Raw genomic sequence first — 20,557 nt, forward strand, 5'->3', positions numbered from 1 at the left:
ATCAAGAGGTGGCTCCCCGTGTCGAGAAATCTAGGCCGAACGGAGACGGTGGATCGACACGCCCACGGCGACGAGACACACGACAGCGAGCGCGCCGATAGGCGGCCACCAGGGCGACATCGGCGACGAGGCTGCCAGCTGTTCCGTGGGTGTGGGTGCGCCGGACACCTCGCTGGTGACCAGCTGCGATGCCGGCAGATCCGAGGCCCATACCGCCTCAGCCGTGTATTCGCCCTCGGCATTGCGCTGCCCTGCTGCGGGCAATCTCGGCCCCGGAGCAGCCTGGCCCGCGCTGGGGTGTCTGGCCGGCGAGTTGATGGCGTTGTCACCGGTATCGTCCGACCCACCCGGCGGTGGCGGTGCAGCCGGGCCTCCCGTATCGCCGGGACTGCCGCCATCGTCGTCCGGCGAACCGGCTTCCGTGGTGGTGAAGGAGATGGTCTCGCTGTCGACCACCCGCCCCTTGGGCGACGCCACCCGAACCTTCGCCCGATAGGTCGTGTTCGGTTCCAGACCGGACAGCGCGACGTTCAGCGCATCGGACTCGCCCGCCTCGAACTCGCCACCGTCGACGACGAGGGAGAGGTCATCATCCGTGCCGTAGAGGACGATCGCCCGCTGCTCATGGGATCCGGCCGAGACCTGCGCCGATAGTTCGGCGACCGTGGGCCGGACGGTGCTGACCTGCGCACTCCCCACAGATGCCGGTATGACATCGTCCCAGGGCGCTGCCGCCAGCGCTCGCAGGGCCAGCGGCGTGGCGACCGGGACACCACGCTGTCCCCCCGTGACGATGATGCCCCGCAGTTCATCGAGCGAATCGGCGAAAGCGCCGATGTGCTGGGTGCCCGGTGTCCCCTCGGCCAACTCAGCCGTGACCTGCAAGGGCGAAAGATGCCGCGCGGCGCGGGCGGCGGCGTCCGCGTGACCGGCCTGGGCCATCGCCTCGGCGAAGGTCGCGTTGGCCGCGAAGACCTCGGCGGCGGGCATCTGGTCCTCACCGACGGCCCACGGCAGAGACCCATCTTCACGTTGCGCACGCAGCAGGAAGCCGGTGACCTTCGCGATAGCTTCATCGAGCCCGGCAACTCCACCATCGCGCAACTCCCGCAATGAGTCGAGCATCTCGGCTTGCAGCGAGACCACCGTCGTCTGGAAGCTGCCGTCCTCACGCTGCTGGCCCAGCAGACCTTCAGTCACACTCTGCGGAATCTCGCCTCCAGTGGAGAGAAGGAAGGCCGCGAAACCGGCGATCGCTCCGGGCTGGGAGCTATAGGAGGGCCGGCCGAATGAACTACTCCCGGTCCAGACGCCACCCGTCACCGGATCGGTCATCTCCGAGCGCTGGGCCACTTCGGCGAGATCGACGCCATTACTGAGGACCGCTTCACCGCCTTGTAGGGCACGGATCGCCGGGCCGAATCGACCCAGTGCGACACCGTTCGGCTGGGTGAGCCGGCCGCTGGCGAATACCGAACGGCCGATGCGCGAGAAGTCGCTGAGCTCTCGGCGAACACGTTCGAAGCGCTCATCGGTGACATCGACTCCGCTGGCCACGAGCGCGTTGACATAGTCGGCTAGCCGCCCGACGTTCGTTTCAGTCTCGAGCTGGCCTTCGATCCAGTGGCGGGCGAGGTCGACTTGTTCGGTGGAGGTCTCGTGCACCTCGGGCATGACCAGCCCCGGCCCCCGGGCGTCCATCGGCGGCACTCGGGGAGCGATGGCTTCCTGGGAGGTGTCGCCAGAGACGGTCGCCGAGAACGACCATCCCTCGACGCTGCCGACCGCGGCACTGTGACCTCCGGCTCCGGTTCCGCTGTAGCCCCACCGGACGCCGGGGCTGGCGTGCCAGTAGGACCAGTACGCCTCGATCGGCGGCATGCTGTGACAGATCGCCGGGTCGCCAGAACGGTCCCTGGGGTAACCGTCGATGGTGCAGAGCGCACCCGGGAAAGGCACGACGCGCGTCACCTCGAAGCCGGCCTCCAGCAATGCCGCCCACCCGCTGTGCGGACCGCCGGGCGCGCAGCGCACCTCCACCTGCTGATCGGCCAGGGTCTGGAAGTCCACGATCACCGTGACACCGGTATCGGGACCCTCGGTACCGGGTGCGCAGGGCTCCCACACCGAGATCAGTTCCGGGTAGGGGTTGGGCACCGGCTCGGTCTCAGCCGCCGCCGAGGGCGGCACCACGGACACCAGCCCGAGCGCCAGCGCGGCACCGGAAATGAGGGACAACACACGTCGCAAGATCACGACAACGGCCTTTCCACAGCAGGCCAAGTCGCGCGGCCCGCCGTCTGAACGCGAGACGAACTGGTCGAGGCCACAGCTGGATCTTCGGGCTCGGGATCATCCTCCCAGGCCGCCTTCCCAGTCGATCTCTCGATCGACCAGTGGCTGATGGCCTGGTCGTCACCCATACCGCTGCGCGTCAGCCCCGGAGTCTCACCGGGTTCCCACACACCGTGACGAGCGCAGCCTAACAGCCGGACGACCCGTCCGGTGGCGGAATTATCCACCGCGCCACCGGACGGACCCTCACCTCACGGAGTAGCCAGCGCCCCGGAGGCGAGATCGAGCAACGTGACGTCCAGCAGCGCCGGGACGGCCTGCGTGGTGGCCCGGACATCATTACTGTTCTGCACCGGCTGGCCCCCATTCGTGGCCGTGCAACCCGGAATCCGGCCGTCGACGCCTGCCCGGCCCTCCAGCCACGCCTGCCCGTCACTCGCGTCAGTGCCCGCAGCGAGTTGCGCCTGGGTGGCCAAGGCCGTGCTGTTCGTGTTCGGAAGCGGTACCGGCGGACTATCGGTGCTGCATGCCGTGCTCTCCCAATAACCACCCGCCGTGTCCTGCTGAGTCTCCAACCAGGTCACGGCATTCACCGCGGCCGTGAACTCGCCCGCAGCCGCGAGCGCCTGCACCGCCATCGCCGTCGAGTCCACGTCCTGGACACCGGACGTGCAGGTCGTGCTCGTATGGCCGAGCGTTGCCCGGAACGCGCCGCTGCTGCACTGCTGCGTGACGAGATAGTCCGCGGCATCCGCGGCACTCACAGAGGACGACTCGCTCAGTGCGACGACGGCCAACGACTGGGTGAAGGTGTTGGAGAAGTCGCTATCCCAGGGATCGCTGGAGTCGACTTGGTTGGGGATCCGGCCACTGGAGTCCTGGAGGCACTCCAACTCGCTGATGTAGCCCGCGGCGCTGCCCCCATTGGCCTGCTCGAAGACGGCCAGCTTGGCGATCGACCCGGCATAGACGCTGCCGGTCGAGTTCGCGCAGGAGCCGTTGTTCCAATAGGCGCTGGCGTTGGCACGGATCCAGTCGGCCGTGTCATCGGCCTCGGCGCTCAGACCGGCAGCCAGGAGCGCCCAGTTGCCGTCGATCGTCAAGCCGGTGTCGGCATAGGACGCGACGGCCGGCGGTGTGCTCCATTCGTCCCAGTAGGAGGTCTCGAGGAAGCTGCCGCCGGCATCGGTCGAGAGCTGCGTGGACAGCCAGTCCGCCGCATCGGCGCCGGCATCAGCCGGTGACGCGGTGGCGGGCGCTGCTCCCGCCACCAGGACGACGGCCGCCGCGGCAGGTACTGCCCGGGTCAGCCAGGAAGGTCGAGCGAACACAGAAATACCTCGTTCTGTCGTGTCACGACGGCGAGCCCGCCGGCCACGACCTGCGATCGAGGACCAGTCGGATTCTGCCCGCAGTCCGCGACGGGTGAGTGAATCAACAGTCCGTGGCAGGCATTCCGACTCGTGCCGAAGCACACACGGTTGCGGGTCAGCGCCGGATTCGCACCGGCTTCCCCTGTCACGTACCTCTCGGTGCCCGAAACGTATCCTCGGGTCCACTTGACGTCAACGTCATCTATAGATCCGAGCCTCGACCTGCGGGTTCTGGTCCGCAGCAGCGAGCGATCCCTTACGCTATGACCCACAACTACACATGCACCCCGCGCTGGGGAAGCCGGTCGAAGTCCGGCACTGTCGCGCAACCGTAGTCCGAGGATGTCTCGGAGAGTCGGGTCACCAACCGGGATGCTGTTTCCATCCACCACTGTCGCGATCTCGCAGGGGTGCGCACGAGCTGTGTCGGCTCGGTGCTCCGTGTCGCGAAAGGAGCATCGATGTCCCGACGCGTTCGCCTCGTACTGAGTGGACTGTGTGTCGCCGTTCTCGCCCTGGGCGGGTTGACGACCACCACCGTCGCTACCGCTTCCTCGAGCCAGCACGCCGCATCCGCACAGGAGGCGGCCATCTGGCTGTCCGGGCAGCTCTCGACCGATGGCACCTTCCCGAATCCGGATGCGCCCCGGCCCGATCAGGGTCTGATGATCGACGCGCTGTTCGCCATGCACGCCGCCGGCCGGCCCGATCTGGCCGAGCCGATCGTCGAGGCCCTGAGCCGGGCGGGCGACTCCGGTGTCGTCGGCTACTGGAGGATCGAGGCCGCCGGCTACTCCGAGACCATCGTCGGCGCCCTCGCCAAGTCGACGCTCGCGATCCAGGTCGCCGGCCGGGACCCGAGGAGCTTCGCCGGCGTCGACCATGTCACCGCCCTCCGCGACAGCATCGCGGGCGATGGCGACCAGGCGGGGCTCTTGCGCGGCACGATCGTCAACGGCGACCAGACCACCCATCCGCTGGGCAATGTCTTCGACCACTCGCTGGGGATCATGGCGCTCGCAGCGGCAGACGAGTTGCCCACGGCCACCATCCCGGCCTTCCTCGACACCTTCCAGTGTGATGACGGCGCTTGGGCCATGACGAAGGGCAACTGCGCCTCCGGCGGAGCCGATGGGGCGGCGATGGCGCTGTCCGCCCTCCTGACCGCCCGCGATCACGGCGCGACCGGCCTCGACGATGCCATCGAGGGCACGCGCGACTGGCTGCGCGAGCATCAGCACACGGCAGGTGGATGGGGAGGCGGCACGGGTACTACCGAGACCAATACCAACAGCACCGGCCTGGCCGTGCAGGCGCTGAGCCACGCCCGCGGATCGCGCGGGGCCGTCGACGGCGGCGCCACCTACATCACGACGGCACAGGTCACGGCCGAGCGAGACGCCGATGGCCCCTTCGCGGTCCACATCGGGGCTATCGCCTACGTGCCCCGCGAGTATCAGGACTCACGGCGGGGCAGAGAACTGGCAGGTGGCACCGACCGCTGGGTGCGAGCCACCTCCCAGGCCGTCCTCGGCCTCGCGCAGGTGAGCTTCAGCGATCTGATCGACGGACGGCTGCCCACCGCACCCGAGCCCTGGCCGCGCCCGACGCCATCGACACCCACCCCGGACCCCACCGCTCCCGTGCCCGCGGCGCCCGGCACAGGCGGAGACCGCACGCCCCACACACCGAGCGACGCCGCCGGCCAGCCCGCCCCTCACCGGGATACGCCACCCGACACACGTCGCGCAGTCGCGCCCGCCGACCCGACCGAGATCGAGGACGGCAGCGGCTCCCCCGCGGGTCGGATCGCTGCCTATCTCGCCGCTAATCTCGTGGACGGAGATCACATCGAGGTCACCGACGGCGATCAGACCTATGTCGACTACGACGCGACGGTCCAGGTCGTCTTGGCGCTGCATGCCATCGGCGAGCAAGGCGAGGCGAGGGATCGCGCCGCCGCCTTCGTACTGGATCCGGCCTCTGTCGAGGCCTATGTCCACGGCAGGCCGTATGAGGAAGACGAGGCCACCTACGCGGAGCCGCTGTCCAAGGTCATCCTCCTCGAGCTGCTGCAGCGCGAGATCCACGGGGCGGACGACGAACACGACCGCGCGCTCGAATCCTGGCAGGAACAACTGGGCGACCTGGTCGATGACGGGTCGGTCCGCGATATCGGTGAATTCGTCAGTCCCGACGGGGCCACCGTCCCACACGCCTGGACCGCTCTCGCGCTCGCAGCGTCGGGCGACGAAACCGCCGAGCCGATGACCGAGCGGTTGGCGACGGCACAGTGCGCCGATGGACTGTTCGGCACCCGCCTCGACGGCGACTGCCGCAAGGGCGAGCTCGAGATCAGCGACGTCGCGGCACAGGCCGTCAACGGCGTAGGACTCGAGGACCTCGTGATGACCTCGGCCTCGGGCTCCGTCGTATCGGCTCGGGCGGCGCTCTCCACCGATCGCAGCTCCACGGTGTCGGCGCTGCGCACGTCGATCGATCAGTCGGCACCGGACGGCGTGATCCGGCGAGGCGAGGAGGAACTGGATCCGCGCACGACCGCCGACGTGGCCACGACGCGACTCGCCCTCGGCGCGGATGTCTCGCTCGCCTCAGTGGCCCTCAGCGGTGTACAACGCGAAGACGGGGGTGTCGCCCTGGCGGTCGATGATGAGGCGAGCGACTTCTTCATGTCCCTCGAGACCGCTCCAGCGCTGGCCGGCCGCACCTGGCTGCAGTCCCCGGAATCACCGCTGCGCCCCGCCCCTGTCACGGTGCCCGAGGCCCCAGTGACCGCCGCTGCTCCCCCGGCGCCGTGGGGCGTCAACCCCTGGGCCGCGGCAGCCATGATGCTGCTGACGGCCGCCGTGGCCGGGTACGCAGGCCATGGGCTGCGGCGCCAACGCGATGAGGATTCGGCGGCCACCTAGCCGCCACGGAAACGGCCGTCACCACCGAAGGTGCCGCGGTCACCGAAGGAGGCGCTACGGGCCGCGCGGCGTAGCGTCGTCAGGATCGCCGGTCCCAGCACCAGCACCGCCACCGTATTGGTGATGGCGCGCCCGGTATCCCACCCGAGGGTCGACGTGAGCAGGGTGAAGATCACGAAGCGATGCAGGTTCTCCAGGAGCGGTGCGCCCGGGACATAGGAGAGGTGCCCGTCGTAGTACTGCACCTCCGCCCCGGTGATGAAGGGCCAGAACCAGAGATTCATCAGGAAACCGAAGCCGTAGGCGACGACGATCCCGTAACCGACGAGCATGGCGATCTCGCGCTTCCCGGTGATGCGACGGGGCAAGAGACCCGCGCCCATCCCGATCCAGGCGCTCGCCATCATCTGGAAAGGCAGCCACGGACCGATACCGGCGGTCAGCAGAGCAGAAGCGAAGATGCTCGTACACCCCAGCACGAAGCCGAAACCCGGGCCGAAGACGCGTCCGGCCAGGACGAGCATGAAGAACACGGTCTCGATTCCCGCGGTCCCCGCCCCGAGGGGCCGGAGCGCGGCGTTGATGGCCGACAGCACGCCGAGCATCGCGAGCGCCTTGGCATCCATGCCGCCCTCCGAAAGCTCGGCCAGGACGACGATGACGATGATCGGGAGGATCGCCAGGAAGTAGAACGGTGCCTCGGGACCGTGCTGGGCACCCGCCGGAGCGACATTCGTGAACAGAGGCCAGGTGAACATCATGATGCCCGCCAGCGAGGCGAGCGCCATCACGACGATCGACCGGGGCCCGACCCGCACGGCATCGCGCCGTGAATCCTGCGGCAGAGCGCTCATCGATCGATCGCGCTTCCCACCTCGGCGACCGTCAGCCACGGCTCACCCAGAACCTTCGCCACCTGCGGCGCGAAGGCCGGCGAGCCGGCGAGCACCTCGCGTGTGACCCCCTGCGCCACGATCTCTCCCTCCGCCATCACCACGACAGCATCCGCCACCTCGGCAACGAACTCGACATCATGCGTGGCGATCACCACGGCCCGGCCCGCGGCAGCCAGCTGCTCCACCATCTGGGCGAAGGCCTGTTTCGCCGCATAGTCCAAACCCCGGGTCGGTTCGTCGAGGAGCATGACCTCGGGCGCGGCCGACAGTTGCACGGCCAGCACGAGCGCCAGCTTCTGGCCCTCGGAGAGATCACGCGGATGATGGGCCCCGTCGATGCCCGGCGCGAGCCGGTCCAGCAAGGCTCGACACGTCCCCGGATCAGCCTCCGCCTCGCGGTCGGCGCTGGCACACTCACCGTCGACGGACTCGAGATAGAGCAGATCGCTCGCGGTCTGGGGCACGAGGCCGACGAGCGCGCGGGCTGCCGCGCGGGACACCTCCCGCGGGTCGGTGCCCCCGACCTCGACCGTCCCGCCCTGACGGATCCCGGTCCCCTGCACCGCCCAGAGCAGGGACGATTTGCCGGACCCGTTGCGACCCATCAAGGCGGTCACGGTTCCTTGACGAAGCTCGAGGTCGACACCCCGGACCGCGACGGTCGAGCCATACCGCACGAGTACGTCGCGGGCGGCCAGCAGGGTCCGCGCCGACTCGACCGGACGACGATCGGTCGGCTGACCCTCCCCGATCCTCTCCAACAACTCGTGACGTCTACGTCGAGCCTGCCGCACGGTCAGCGGCAGCGGCGACCAGCCCGCGAGCCGGCCCAACTGCACCACCGGCGGTGCGATCGGCACTCGATCCATCAGTACGGTCACGTCGTCGACCTCCACCGTGCCGTCACCGTGAACGAAGGCCATCCGGTCGGCGAACGGCACCACACGTTCCATGCGGTGCTCTGCCAAGACGACTGTGGTCCCCAGATCGTCCACCAACCGTGCGAGGGTGGCGAGCACGTCCTCGGCCGCGCCGGGGTCGAGAGCTGAGGTCGGCTCGTCGAGCACGAGCACCCGCGGATGCATGGTCAGCACCGATCCGATCGCGACCCGTTGTTGCTGACCCCCTGACAGCTGTCGCAAGGGGCGGTGGCGCAGCTCGGCGATACCGAGCAGGTCGAGGGTCTCCTCCACTCGACGGCGCATGACCTGAGCGGGTACGGCCAGTTGCTCCATGCCATAGGCGAGCTCCTCCTCGACCGTGTCCGTCACGAATCCGGCGAGCGGGTCCTGACCCACCACGCCGATGAGATCGGCCAGCTCTCGCGGAGTGTGGTCGCGGGTGGAGCGGCCGGCGACCCGCACGTCCCCTTCCAGATGTCCCCCGGTGAAATGCGGGACGAGCCCATTGAGCGTCCCCAGCAGCGTCGACTTGCCCGATCCCGTCCGCCCGGCCAACAGGACCATCTCGCCTTCGTCGACCTGCAACGAGACATCGCGCAGGGTCGGCGTGTCGGCGCTTCGATACCAGAACGTCACGCCATCGATCTCGATCACGTCAGACCCGCCTCCTCGTCGACGATGCGCTCGCGATAGCCGATGCCATAGGTCCAGGCATCCTCGAAGGGCTCGGGCGGCCGCGGCGTCAGGAAGGACGGTGCCACCGCGATCAGCACGCCCAGAAGAGTCGGCCAGGCCAGGATCGGCCATGACAGGTCAATGAGGGACGGCGCCAGGGTCGTCGGCGCGAACTGTCCGGTGAGGACCAGTGATACCGCTGCCGCCACGCCCGAGGAAGCGACGACGACCTCCGCCACCTGCCAGCGATCGGGGCGATATCGGGTGCGTCGCACGTGTTTTCCGGTCAGCTGGAAGCCGACCAAGGCGAGCGCCGTTCCCGCAAGCAGCATCGGCACTCCGAACCAGACCGGCGCGGTGCTGTCCATCGATCCGTAGACGCCGACGCACACCCCGACCAGGCCGACGATCATCAGCGTTCCGGTCAGGGCTCTACGACGGGTATCCGCCACTCCCGCACGCCCGTATCCACGCGAGTCCATCGAGGCGGCGAGGGTGAGAGATCGTTCGAGCGCATCCTCCAACACCGGGATCACCACCGACCGCAGCCGGGCGATCCCCTTGCCGGTGTGACCACGTAGAGCTCGCGCCCGTCGCACACGCAGGACGCTCTCGGCAAGCTGCGGGAACACCGACATCGCCACGATCACCGCGGTCCCGATCTCGTACAAGGCCGGCGGGAGCATCTTGAGCAACCGTTTCGGATTGGCCAGCGCGTTGGCGGCACCGAGGCAGATGATCATGGTGGCGAGCCGCAGACCATCGTAGAAGCCGCCGAGGAGGGACTCGGCGGACACATCGCCGAGCAGTCGAATGCCAGCCGCCCACTGCGGAAGCGGGATCTCGGGGAGGCTCAGGACGATCGTCGAACCCTCGCCCCCTCCGAAGATCAACCGGAACAGCACCCGCAAGGCGATGATGATGCCCGCGAGGACGAGGTACAGACGAAATGCGAGCGCCCAGGGTGCCGCACTCCGCCGGCTGACGACCACATGGCAGGCGACCGCGATGATCGTCGCAAGGATCCACGGGTTGGTCGTCCTACTGGCCGCGACCGCCAGCCCGAGCGCCCAGATCCACCAGGCGGCCGGATGCAGGTCCCTCGGGAGGAAGTAGGTCGAGCCGAGACGCCCGCCCACGGTGGTCACTCGCCCTGCCGAGCGCGTCTTCGCCGGCGCTCGATCCACCACATGGAACCCACGAGCAGCAGCAGGGCGCTCGCGGCCGCCCACGGGGCATAGCGACTGGCTCCGGCATCCTCCGCGGCCGCCTGTCGCACGTCATCGGCATCCTCCCCGCCGGTGAACGACACGTTGTCCGCGGGATCATCCGGGGCATCGCGGGGCATAGGCGCCGGAAGCGAGCCGCCGGACGCCGGAGTAGAGCCCTCCTGCCCGGCGGAGCGGCGGAAACGGGGCGAGTCGGTATCGACATCATCGGCACCTGGCTGGGCTGCGCCCGTCGAACCCCGCTGGCGTTCCATCGGGTTAGTGCTCGACGGCGCCGGGTCGGCGGAGACCGTGCACGATCCGCCCTCCGTTCCGGGTCGCACCGCGGCGACACGCGGACGAGGAGCGTCATCGGCTCCGCCGTTCAGCGAGAAGGACCACCCCTCGAATCCGCCCTGGACGAAATCACGATTCTTCACACCCCAGTTGCTGTACGACCACGCGCAGTTGTTGCCCGCATGCCAGTAGGACCAGTACGCGGCCGAAGGCGGCGTGTTGACGCAGGCCTCGCGGTAGCCAGGCTGCCCCTCGACGCCCAAGGACTCATCGGCGCGAGGGCGATTCTCCAGCCGGCAGACGAAGCCCTCACCCCACCGCTGCGTACCGGCCACCTGGATACCGGCTCCGCGCAGCGCGTCCAGGCCTGAGCCCGCGGTGCCCTGCGGATGGCAGCGTACGATCGTCTGCCCACCGAGCTCTTGGAAGTCGACCACGACTGTCACTCCTCGGTCCCCTTCGCAGAAGCCGGGATGGCCACGACTGTGATCGATCGCGACCGCGGGGGGTGAGGTGGCGCCGTCGATCCAGACGAGGGTCGCGGCGATCAGCAGTCCGGCCGCGACGACTCGGGCTAGGGGCTTCATCGAGATATCTCCTCCCACCACATCGGGCGAGAGGGTTCAGTCCCCTTCACGCACCTGCTGACGCGGCAGATCGTTGGTCCTGCTGGCCTCGGTGCGGTATCCCGACTCGCCGCTCAGAGCGGCCCACGGTTGCGCGACAGTTCCGGATTCGGACCGGATTCCCCGTCACAGAGGGTTCATCGTTCGGGATCAGTGTAGACCGACACCGGCCTCGTCCAAGGCGGAATCGGCCGGATCGTTCCGCACCCCGGGCTCCCAGCCGCGCGCCCACTCCACGACCCGACGCACCTGCGGGTCGGGGTCCGTGGCCAGGCGATCGGACAGCTCCGCCGTGGTCCGTGGATGTGCCGCCACCCACCCACGCACCTGGGCCACCTCGTCGTCAGCCAGCAGTTCGAGCGAGGACACCGGGGTGGCCGGATTGCGAGCCACACAGCAGCGCACGCTCGGCGCGCCATCGGCGGTCAGCGCCCGCAGGACATCGGCGGGCGCGTGGACCGCGAGTGCCGCGCTCTCACGGATGCGGTGGTCCGGGTCGAGGGCCATCAGCCGGATCCGCCGGAGCTTCGCCTCGGTGGTCGGTGGGGAGACGAACCGTGAGAGGGGTCCGTCTCCCCCAGCACGCCGCAGAGCGGCTCGCTGCCCGGGTGTCAGGAAGGACACGCAGCTCATCGTCAGGCCTTCGCGTTGACCTCATAGGAGGTGTTGATCGACTCGAAGAAGTTGACGAGCTGCAGGGTGTCGTTCGCCGTCGCCATCCACTTCGCCGGATTGCCGACGCCGTAGTGCGCCTCGAAGCCCAGCTCCTCGAGCCGTCGGTCGGCCAAGTAGCGCACGTACTGATTGATGTAGTCCGCATTCAACCCGAGGATGCCGTTCGGCAGCAGATCCCGGTTGTAGGCCTCCTCCATCTCCACGGCATCGAGGACCATCTGCTGGATCTCGGCGGCGAACTCCGGGGTCGCCACATCGGGGTTCTCGTCGAGCACGGTGAGGATCAGGTTGATGCCGAACTTCAGATGCAGGCTCTCGTCGCGCACGATCCAGTCGATGAGGGACCCGAAGTTGCGCAGCAGGTTCCGCTGCCGGAAGCTGAGCGCCACCATGAATCCCGAGTAGAACCAGATGCCCTCCAAGATGACGTTGTACGCCACCAGATTGCGTACGAAGTCCTGCTTGCCCTCGGTGGTGGTGATGTCGAGGGTCTGCTCGGTCATCCGCTTGATGAAGCGGACCTCGAAGGCCTCCTTGGCCGCCATCGACGGCACGGTCACGTGGGACTCGTACGCGGCTTCCCGGTCGATCGGGAAGGTCTCGAGCACGTACTCGAAGCTCATGCAGTGGTTGGCCTCCTCCCACATCTGCTTGGCGAGGTAGAGGTGGCACTCGGCGGCGTTGACATAGGGATAGACGCCGAACGCCAGCGCCTTGTTGACCAGCAGCTCGTTCGGGTTGAAGTAGCTCATCAGATGGGTCAGCGCGTGCCGCTCGTCATCGCTCATCCGCTCGAAGTCGCCGAGGTCCTCCCCCAGCTGCACCTCATTGGGGAACCACGTGTTCGCCACTGCCTGGTCGTACAGCTCCATCGCCCACGGATAGGTGACGGGCTTCAGCAGCAGCCCTTCCTCGATCCCCGTTCCCAGGATCCCTCGCGTCATCGTGCCCTCACTTTCGCGTTGAGTGTGACGTTTGGACGCCAAGAAGGCCCGTTCCACCGTCCAAACGTCACACTCAACGCGGGGGCGGGCCGGATGATCACTGGCAGGAGTCGCACTGGAGGCGCTCTTGGGGGTCGATCGGGCACGCGGCGCCGTCGACGACCTCGAGCTCCTGCGCCTCCTCGGGCACCACGGGCTCGGCCTCCACGACCGGCGCCGACGTCGGAGCGACCGAGCCGAAACCGCGTTTGGCCGGCGCCGCGGGTGCCGTGGCGGCACCGAAGCCTCGGCGCTGGGCGCCGCCCGATGCCGGGGTGACGGCCTCGGACTTGTTGACCTTGACGGTGCTCTGTTCCGCGGTGTGTCGCGGCATCATGTGCAGGTAGTAGGTCGTCTTGACGCCCTTGCGCCACGCCGCGCTGTACAGATCGACCATGCCGTCCACCTCGCGACTCGCCAGGTAGATATTGCGGCTGATCGCCTGATCGATCCACTTCTGCGCGCGCGCCGCCACCTCGACGAAGGCATACGGCGTGAGCTGGAAGCTCGTCTGATAGATCTCGACCAGTTCGGCCGGAGCCCCCTCGACCTGCGAGAGATCGCCCTGGTGACGGAGCAGATCGTCGCGCAGCTCGTCCCACAGCCCGCGCTCACGCAGGTCCTCCACGAGATTGCGGTTGACCTCCAGGAACTTGCCCGCGCTCGTGGCGCGGCTGAAGATCTGGCTGAACTGCGGATCCAGGCCGGGAGTCGTGCCGGCGACCAGACCGATCGAGGCGGTCGGAGCGATCGCCATGAGCGTCGAGTTGCGCATCCCGCCGGCCACCTTGCGGCGCAACGCGTCCCAGTCCAGCCGGGTGCTGCGGTCGACATCGAGCGGCACCCCACGGTCGGCCTCGAGACGATCCAGGGTGTCCACCGGCACGAGACCCTTGCTCCAGCCCGAACCGGCGAAGTTCGGGTAGGCCCCCCGCTCGGCGGCGAGCTCCGCCGAGGCGTCGATGGCGTGCCAGCTCACGAACTCCAGGAGCCGGTCGATCAGGTCATAGGACTGCTCGCTCGCATAGGACCAGCCGAAGCGCTCGACCACATCGGTGAAGCCCATGACGCCCAGGCCGAGAGCGCGGTTGCGTTCATTCGAGTGCTCCGATTCGGGGACCGAGCTGATCGTGATGTCGATGAGATTGTCGAGCTGCCGCACGGCCCGGCGCACTGACGCGGCCAGCCGGTCCCACTCGACGACGGCATCGCCGCGGCGCCCGACCACATGTCGCGCGAGGTTGATCGAGGCGAGATTGCACACCGCTACGTTGTCGCGATCCTGCGGCAACGTGATCTCGGTGCACAGGTTCGACAGGTGGATCGTCCCGGTGTTGTCGTTGAGGGCACGGGTGTTGATCGTGTCCTTCCACGTGATCCAGGGATGCGAGGTGGTCTGCAGGCTGATGAGGATCGCGCGCCACTGCTCGCGGGCGTTCAGCTTCTTATGGCGCAGCTCCCCCGCCTCGGCCTTGGCGGCGTAGTCGGCGTATCGGCGGCTGAACTCGCGGCCGGTGAGCTCGACGAGGTCGGGCACCTCGAGCGGGTCGAAGAGGTACCAGGGCTCGTCATTCGCGACGCGCTTCATGAACTCGTCGCTGATCCACACCGCCGTGTTGGCGGTGCGGGTGCGCCGATACGGGTCCCCGGAGTTCTGCCGCAGGTCGAGGAACTGCGCGAAGTCGAGGTGCCAGTTCTCCAGGTAGAAGCAGAGGGCACCGAACTTCTTGCCACCGCGGCTGACGGCACGCAGCGTCGAGTCGATCGTGTGCATGAACGGGATCGGCCCGGTGCTGCGGGTGTTGTTGGAACGGATCGGCGATCCCTCCGAGCGCAGCTTGGTCATCGACAGCCCGATGCCGCCGGTGCCCTTGGTGAGCCACATGACATCGCGCACGGTCTTGGCGATGTGCTCGATATCGTCCTCGGTCTGCATGACGAAGCAGTTCGACAGCTGCGCGTACGCGGTGCCGGCGTTGACCAGGGTGGACCCGGCGGCGAGGTACTCCAGGCGCGACATCGAGTCGTAGAACGCCAAGGCGGCCTGCGTGGGCTCGGCCTCGTTGAGTGAGAGCCCCATCGCGACGCGCATCCAGAAGAACTGGGGCGTCTCCAGCGGGGTGCCGTCGGGCTCGGTGATCATGTACCGGTTGCGCATCGTCTGCGCGCCGATGTAGCGCAGTAGATCGTCGCGATCGGGGTCCAGCGCAGAGCCGAGCAGGTCGAGGTCGAAGAGCTCGACGAGGCGGGTGTCGAGGAGCCCGAGCTCGACGCCCCGGGTGATGGAACGGACGAAGGCCGGGCCGCACAGCGCGTACACCTCGTTGCGTGTCACGCCCTCGCCGAAGATCTTCTTGTAGAGGCTCTTGATGAGCAGTCGCGCGGCGATCGTGTCGAAGGCGGGGTCGTCCTTGACGTTCTGCAGGGCCACGCCGATGACGGCCTCGTCGAGCTGTTCGCTCGTGATGCCGTCGAAGAGGGTGATCTCCAGCTCCGAGCGCAGCTGCGTGGCGCGCGTGACGGGATCGGGCAGTCCGGTGGCGGCCTCCTCGATCGACAGAGCGATCTGGTAGCCGTCGTACGGGACACGGGTGCCGTCGCGCTTGATGACGGTCAGTGCAGTGGACATCGGTTCACCCCTCGTGAACGAGTGCTCGCGGCGATCCGCTCACGGAGGGTAGGGACGACGGCCGTGCCGTTTCGAGCCCTGAATCGTCCCTCGCGATCGCGGACCCCCGGCATCATCGGGATGCCGAGGCACTGGCAGGTCTTCGGACTCGTGGGCACTGGTCGTTCCTACTGGGTGTCGCTTCCCAGGCCGTCTGGCCCAGTGCTGATGACACCGGTCGTTCCCACTCACCGCTGCGGGGCAGTCCCGGTTTCTCACCGGATTCCCTCTTACGACGACCCCTCCGAGGAGGAGCCGAACCAGCTGCGTTCGCCACTATATACACAAATCACACGCATGTAACCCCCAAGATGTTGTGGTCTTGGCAGGGCAGGCCAAACACGCCTCCTCCGTTCAACGGGGCGGTGAGTGGCGCACCTCTGGGGCTTCGTGGCGGTGCGCTACGCACCCGTCGTGGATGGTGAGACGTGCGTGAGTCACCGCCCCGAGAGACGAGAGGTGCGTATCCCACCGCCCGACGGGTGGCGAGAGCCGGCCGAGCTGCTAGCCTGCGCTACGCCAGTCGTACCCCCGTGGGGGTCAGGGAACCCGGTGTGAATCCGGGACTGACGCGCAGCGGTGAGGGCGACGGGACGTGCACGAGGCCACTGGACGGGTTCCGGGAAGGCGCACGTCCCGGACGACCCCGAGTCCGAAGACCTGCTGGCCCTCACGGCGACCGCCGGGAGGTCTCGCCCGGGCTCCGCGACAGAGCCCCGACCTCGAAAGGTGCTGGCTCATGCCCGCCATCCCCGCTCGTCCCCTGCTCTCCCTCGCCCTCGTCGGCTCACTCGCCCTGACCGCGTGCTCCGGCTCGACCGAGGACAGCGACGCCACCGCAACGGCCGACGGCTACCCGGTGACCCTCGAGAACTGCGGTCGCGAGGTGACGGTCGAGGCGCCACCGGAGCGGGCCGTGTCCCTCAACCAGGGCTCGACGGAGATCCTGCTCTCGCTGGGACTCGCCGATCGCATGGCCGGAACCGCCACCTGGACCGATCCCGTCCGCGAGGGACTGGAAGAGGAGAACGACAAGGTCGAACGCCTCGCCGACAACGCGCCCTCCTATGAGCGCGTGCTGGAGGCGGAACCGGATATCGTCACCGCCTCCTTCCTCGGCACCCTCGGCGAGGGCGGCGTCACCACTCCTGAGGCGCTCGCCGAGCTCGGCGTCCCCTCCTATCTCTCCCCCGCCGAGTGCGGGAAGGATGACGCGACGAGCGAGGACGGCTCACGCGACAGCACCCTGGAGATCGACACGGTCTACCAGGAGGTCACCGACCTCGCCGAGATCTTCGGCGTCCAGGACGAGGGCGAGGAACTGGTCGCCGACCTGCGTTCACGTATGGAGACCGCCGCCTCGGAGGCCCCCGAGGACGAGGTCAGCGTGCTGTTCTGGTTCGCCAACAGCGAGTCGCCCTATATGGCCGGCTGCTGCGGCGCCCCCGGCATCATCAGCCGGACCCTCGGCCTGGACAACGTCTTCGACGACAGCCAGGAGGAATGGCCCCAGATCAACTGGGAGACCGTCGCCACCCGCGATCCCGATGTCATCGTCATCGGCGACCTCACACGCAAGAGCCAGACGGCCGAGACCGCCGAGGCCAAGATCGACTTCCTGAAAAACCATCCGGTCGCGAGTGAGATGACGGCGGTGAGGGAGGACCGCTTCATCTCGCTGACAGGAGCGGCGATGAACCCGTCCATCCGGACCGTCGACGGTGTCGAGCAGGTCGCCGCCGGCCTGCGCGAGCTCGGCCTCTCGCAGTGACACTCACGCGGCGCGCCTGGCTGTTGGGCGCTGCCGGTATCGCTGCGCTGCTGTGCTCGATCGCGGTCGCGGTGACGATCGGACCCTCGGACATCAGCCCCCGCGAGGTCTTCGACGTCGTGTGGTCGAAGGTGAGCGGAGGACCGTCCGGGTTGAGCCGGATCCAGGACGGCATCGTCTGGAACCTGCGTCTCCCCCGCACGCTGCTCGCTGCGGCGTGCGGCGCGGGCCTTGCGGTCTGCGGCGTGATCCTGCAGTCGCTGTTGCGCAATCCGCTCGCCGATCCGTTCATTCTCGGCGTCTCCTCCGGTGCGTCGACCGGTGCGGTGCTGGTGGTCGTCCTCGGCATCGGCGCGGGAAGCATCGGTTTGGCCGGCGGGGCGTTCCTCGGCGCGCTCGCCGCATTCGCGCTCGTGCTGATCCTCGCGACCGCGGCGGGTGGCACCACTGATCGCGTCGTGCTGTCCGGCGTCGCGGCCACGCAGTTGTTCTCGGCTTTGACGTCGTTCATCGTCTTCACCGCCGCAGATGCCGAGCAGACTCGCGGCGTCCTGTTCTGGCTGCTGGGATCGTTGTCGAGCGCATCCTGGCGCGATGTCACGGTGGTGACGCTGGTGGTCGTGATCGGGCTGGTGGTGTGCGTGGCCTGCGCGGCCTCGCTCGATGCCTTCGCCTTCGGCGAGAAGGCCGCGGCCTCGCTGGGCGTCAATGTCGGAGCGATCCGCCTCGTGCTGTTGCTGCTGACGGCGCTGATGACCGCCGTGATCGTGAGCACGTCCGGCGCGATCGGCTTCGTCGGCCTGGTGCTGCCGCACATCGCACGGGGCCTGGTCGGCGCGAGCCATCGTCGGCTGGTGCCGATCGCGGCGGTCACCGGCGCGATCTTCTTGGTCTGGGTCGACACGGCCGCACGGACCATGCTGGATCCCCAGGAGCTTCCTGTGGGTGTCGCGACCGCGCTCATCGGGGTGCCGGTCTTCGCGATCATCCTGCTGCGTCGCCGGGCGACCCGCTGAACGGAGCGTCCGTGGCCGAGTCAGGACAGCTCACACGGTCGCCGCGAACCCCGGATGGGCGGTGGGATAGGCACCTCTCGACGCTCCGGACAGGTGCCTATCCCACCGCTCCCACACTCGAGAGGTGCGCAACTCACCGCTCCATGCGCTAACAGGAATGAGACCGTAGGGCCATGACGATCGACGACATCATCGCCCACGTCACCGCGCACGAGAATGTCGTGACGATGCGACCGCAGGAGGGCGACGGCACTCCCGAGCTCGCCTGGGGCGACGTGTTCTTCTTCTACTCCCCCACCGGAAGCATCCCGCCGACCCAGCCGTTCGCCACCATCGTCACCAAGGACTACCCCGACGACACCGGGTCACGACTCGATCCTCCCGGACGGTTCCGGCTCAACATCGCCGCCGGGCGCGAGGCCTTCGAGCGGCTCGTCGGGGCCGCCCCACGCGAGCACACGCCCGAGCCGACACCGCACTTGGACGACCGGATTTTCGCGCATCCGGTCTACGGCGCTCACGGGTGGCTGGCGGTCGTCGAGCCGGGCGAGGCCACCGACGCCGCCGCGCGCGAGCTGCTGGACACCGCCTACGAGGCAGCGCGCCGTCGTCGTGAGCGGCGCACCGAGCGTGACACTTGACCTTCACGCCGGATGAAGGCTCACGATGACGGGGTGCCCCCTTCTGAGCTGATGTCGATCAGCGCCTTCGCCCGACGCTGCGGCCTGACCGCGAGCGCCCTGCGCTTCTACGACGACTACGGACTGCTGGCGCCCGCCGATGTCGATGCCACCACGGGATACCGTCGCTACAGCAGCGCACAGGCGGATCGCGCGGTGGCGATCCGCCGGCTCCGCGAGGTGGGGCTTCCCCTCCCCGACGTCGTCAAGGCCCTCGCCGCCGATGCCGCCGAGAGCTCCCGGCTCCTGGACGAGCATCTGTCGGCGGCGAACGACGATCTGCGGCGCAGACGGCGCGCGGCCGCGGACTTCGCCACCGAACTAAACGGCGACATGCCGTGCCCGCTGGGGTCGTTCCCGGGTCCGGTACTGGCCGCGGCGATCGAGCAGGTGCTCACCGCGACGATCCACCATCCCGCCGCTCCAGCGCTCGCGGGTGTCCGGGTGGAGAGGTCCGAGGACGCGTTGACCCTCATCGCGACCGACCGTTACCGCCTCGCGAGTCGTTCACTCGCCGCGGGAGACGTGGCGGGGGTGCCGTGGTCGGGCACCGTCGACGGGGACCAGCTGCGCGAGGCGATGTCCGAGCTGCGCCGCGCGTCCCGCGTGGAGGTCGAGAGCACCGCACGCGACGTGCGATGGCGACACGATGGAGGTCCGACGCACCGGTGCCGGCTCCTCGACGGGGACTTTCCCGACTACCGGCTGATGCTCAACGCCCTGCCAGCCCCTTGTACGCGCGTGACGGTGTCGCGGCACGAGCTCTGGCGACTCCTCGAACATCACGCCGGGGACCGGCTCGTCCTGGACATCGGCCCCACCGGCATCGAGCTGTCGACACCCGAGGGCCGGGTTCTCCTGCCCGGGCGGATGACGGGAGACCCCCTGCGGATCGCGTTCGCGCTGACGACGCTGCATCCGGCGATCATCGCCGGCATCGGTCCCGACGTGATGATCGAGGCACGCGGCCCGGATCGACCCGTCACGATCCGCTCGGCCGACGACGGGGATCTCACCACAGTGGCCATGCCCGTCGCCCTCGATGAACAGGAACTCGATCATGCCTGACCCCGCCGTCTCACCGACGAACCCGATGGAGGCCATCACCGAGGCCGTGGCGCTCGGGCGGAGCGGCGAGGTGGACACAGCACGCGACCTGCTGCTGAAGCTGTGGCGCGAGATCGGCGTCCTCGGTGATCCGTTGCACCGCTGCGCCCTCGCTCACCACCTCGCCGACCTGTACGACGACCCCGCCGAGTCACTTATCTGGGATCTCCGTGCGCTCGACGCCGCCGATGCGGTGACCGACGAGCGCCTCCAGGCCGAACACGCCGGCCTCATCGTGGCGGGCCTCTATCCGTCGCTCCATCTCAACCTCGCCGACGACTACCGCCGGCTCGGCTCCTTCGACGCCGCACGCCGGCATCTCACGGCCGCCGAGGACCATGCCCCTCATCTCGACGATGACCCGTACGGACGGATGATCCGCGCCGCGATCGTCGGCGTGGCCGAAGCGGTCGGCTGCGGCGACACCAGCCCGCGGCAGCCTCCTGGCAGGTGAC

At 68.4% G+C, this 20,557-nt stretch carries 15 protein-coding genes and 6 riboswitches; of the genes, 6 read left to right on the forward strand and 9 right to left on the reverse strand.

Annotation, left to right across the window (positions count from 1 at the left end; genetic code table 11):
- Positions 1-30: 30 nt before the first annotated feature.
- Positions 31-2,256, reverse strand: coding sequence for a fibronectin type III domain-containing protein (locus JL108_RS16115; RefSeq protein WP_205199179.1), 2,226 nt, complete (start codon positions 2,254-2,256; stop codon positions 31-33).
- Positions 2,257-2,312: 56 nt separating this feature from the next.
- Positions 2,313-2,486, reverse strand: a riboswitch (cobalamin riboswitch).
- A 60-nt stretch (positions 2,487-2,546) separates the two neighbouring features.
- Positions 2,547-3,626 carry a hypothetical protein gene (locus JL108_RS16120; protein ID WP_205199180.1) on the reverse strand — a complete coding sequence of 360 codons (1,080 nt, stop codon included), beginning with the start codon at positions 3,624-3,626 and terminating at the stop codon, positions 2,547-2,549.
- Positions 3,627-3,723: 97 nt separating this feature from the next.
- Positions 3,724-3,862: riboswitch (cobalamin riboswitch) on the reverse strand.
- Positions 3,863-3,963: 101 nt separating this feature from the next.
- A riboswitch (cobalamin riboswitch) is annotated at positions 3,964-4,033 on the forward strand.
- A gap of 96 nt (positions 4,034-4,129) precedes the next feature.
- On the opposite strand from JL108_RS16120, the gene JL108_RS16125 reads away from it, so the two are divergent.
- Positions 4,130-6,598 (forward strand): hypothetical protein, encoded by a 2,469-nt coding sequence (locus tag JL108_RS16125; RefSeq protein WP_205199181.1) that lies wholly within the window; start codon positions 4,130-4,132, stop codon positions 6,596-6,598.
- On the opposite strand, the gene JL108_RS16130 is transcribed toward JL108_RS16125, so the two are convergent.
- The 7 genes from JL108_RS16130 to JL108_RS16160 all read right to left on the reverse strand — a co-directional run bounded on the left by JL108_RS16130 (position 6,595) and on the right by JL108_RS16160 (position 15,489).
- Positions 6,595-7,452, reverse strand: coding sequence for an ECF transporter S component (locus tag JL108_RS16130; protein ID WP_205199182.1), 858 nt, complete (start codon positions 7,450-7,452; stop codon positions 6,595-6,597). The genes JL108_RS16125 and JL108_RS16130 overlap by 4 nt on opposite strands.
- A complete protein-coding gene (locus tag JL108_RS16135; protein ID WP_205199183.1) occupies positions 7,449-9,050 on the reverse strand; it encodes an ABC transporter ATP-binding protein in 1,602 nt (533 codons plus the stop codon). The genes JL108_RS16130 and JL108_RS16135 overlap by 4 nt, the downstream gene beginning before the upstream one ends.
- A complete protein-coding gene (locus JL108_RS16140; RefSeq protein WP_307837296.1) occupies positions 9,047-10,219 on the reverse strand; it encodes an energy-coupling factor transporter transmembrane component T in 1,173 nt (390 codons plus the stop codon). Before JL108_RS16140 ends, JL108_RS16135 begins: the two co-directional genes overlap by 4 nt.
- Positions 10,216-11,163: a hypothetical protein gene (locus tag JL108_RS16145; RefSeq protein ID WP_205199184.1), complete on the reverse strand. Its 948-nt coding sequence runs from the start codon at positions 11,161-11,163 to the stop codon at positions 10,216-10,218. Before JL108_RS16145 ends, JL108_RS16140 begins: the two co-directional genes overlap by 4 nt.
- Before the next feature lie 74 nt (positions 11,164-11,237).
- A riboswitch (cobalamin riboswitch) is annotated at positions 11,238-11,386 on the reverse strand.
- Positions 11,353-11,826: a hypothetical protein gene (locus JL108_RS16150; RefSeq protein ID WP_205199185.1), complete on the reverse strand. Its 474-nt coding sequence runs from the start codon at positions 11,824-11,826 to the stop codon at positions 11,353-11,355. Its footprint overlaps the riboswitch before it by 34 nt.
- 11 nt (positions 11,827-11,837) lie before the next feature.
- Entirely contained in the window at positions 11,838-12,821 is a 984-nt protein-coding gene (locus JL108_RS16155; RefSeq protein ID WP_205199186.1) for a ribonucleotide-diphosphate reductase subunit beta, read from the reverse strand.
- A 97-nt stretch (positions 12,822-12,918) separates the two neighbouring features.
- Positions 12,919-15,489, reverse strand: coding sequence for a ribonucleoside-diphosphate reductase subunit alpha (locus JL108_RS16160; RefSeq protein WP_205199187.1), 2,571 nt, complete (start codon positions 15,487-15,489; stop codon positions 12,919-12,921).
- A gap of 115 nt (positions 15,490-15,604) precedes the next feature.
- A riboswitch (cobalamin riboswitch) is annotated at positions 15,605-15,808 on the reverse strand.
- 223 nt (positions 15,809-16,031) lie between these two features.
- Positions 16,032-16,211: riboswitch (cobalamin riboswitch) on the forward strand.
- Positions 16,212-16,267: 56 nt separating this feature from the next.
- Here JL108_RS16160 and JL108_RS16165 point away from each other — a divergent pair.
- The 5 genes from JL108_RS16165 to JL108_RS16185 all read left to right on the forward strand — a co-directional run bounded on the left by JL108_RS16165 (position 16,268) and on the right by JL108_RS16185 (position 20,556).
- Positions 16,268-17,299: an ABC transporter substrate-binding protein gene (locus tag JL108_RS16165; protein WP_205199188.1), complete on the forward strand. Its 1,032-nt coding sequence runs from the start codon at positions 16,268-16,270 to the stop codon at positions 17,297-17,299.
- Positions 17,296-18,315 carry an iron ABC transporter permease gene (locus JL108_RS16170; RefSeq protein WP_143914991.1) on the forward strand — a complete coding sequence of 340 codons (1,020 nt, stop codon included), beginning with the start codon at positions 17,296-17,298 and terminating at the stop codon, positions 18,313-18,315. Before JL108_RS16165 ends, JL108_RS16170 begins: the two co-directional genes overlap by 4 nt.
- A 173-nt stretch (positions 18,316-18,488) precedes the next feature.
- Positions 18,489-18,956 (forward strand): DUF6194 family protein, encoded by a 468-nt coding sequence (locus JL108_RS16175; protein ID WP_205199189.1) that lies wholly within the window; start codon positions 18,489-18,491, stop codon positions 18,954-18,956.
- 33 nt (positions 18,957-18,989) lie between these two features.
- Positions 18,990-20,063 (forward strand): MerR family transcriptional regulator, encoded by a 1,074-nt coding sequence (locus JL108_RS16180; protein ID WP_205199190.1) that lies wholly within the window; start codon positions 18,990-18,992, stop codon positions 20,061-20,063.
- Positions 20,056-20,556, forward strand: coding sequence for a hypothetical protein (locus tag JL108_RS16185; protein WP_240191334.1), 501 nt, complete (start codon positions 20,056-20,058; stop codon positions 20,554-20,556). The genes JL108_RS16180 and JL108_RS16185 overlap by 8 nt, the downstream gene beginning before the upstream one ends.
- The last annotated feature ends 1 nt before the right edge of the window (position 20,557 follow it).

It is taken from the genome of Aeromicrobium sp. YIM 150415 (assembly GCF_016918125.1).
GTDB lineage: Bacteria > Actinomycetota > Actinomycetes > Propionibacteriales > Nocardioidaceae > Aeromicrobium > Aeromicrobium piscarium.

What these genes read in the sequence shown, in the direction of transcription:
- JL108_RS16175 (WP_205199189.1), top strand. Translation starts at nt 18,489, where the DNA reads ATGACGATCGACGACATCATCGCCCACGTCACCGCGCACGAGAATGTC.
- JL108_RS16130 (WP_205199182.1), bottom strand. Translation starts at nt 7,452, where the DNA reads ATGAGCGCTCTGCCGCAGGATTCACGGCGCGATGCCGTGCGGGTCGGG.
- JL108_RS16155 (WP_205199186.1), bottom strand. Translation starts at nt 12,821, where the DNA reads ATGACGCGAGGGATCCTGGGAACGGGGATCGAGGAAGGGCTGCTGCTG.
- JL108_RS16145 (WP_205199184.1), bottom strand. Translation starts at nt 11,163, where the DNA reads ATGAAGCCCCTAGCCCGAGTCGTCGCGGCCGGACTGCTGATCGCCGCG.
- JL108_RS16185 (WP_240191334.1), top strand. Translation starts at nt 20,056, where the DNA reads ATGCCTGACCCCGCCGTCTCACCGACGAACCCGATGGAGGCCATCACC.
- JL108_RS16160 (WP_205199187.1), bottom strand. Translation starts at nt 15,489, where the DNA reads ATGTCCACTGCACTGACCGTCATCAAGCGCGACGGCACCCGTGTCCCG.
- JL108_RS16125 (WP_205199181.1), top strand. Translation starts at nt 4,130, where the DNA reads ATGTCCCGACGCGTTCGCCTCGTACTGAGTGGACTGTGTGTCGCCGTT.
- JL108_RS16165 (WP_205199188.1), top strand. Translation starts at nt 16,268, where the DNA reads ATGCCCGCCATCCCCGCTCGTCCCCTGCTCTCCCTCGCCCTCGTCGGC.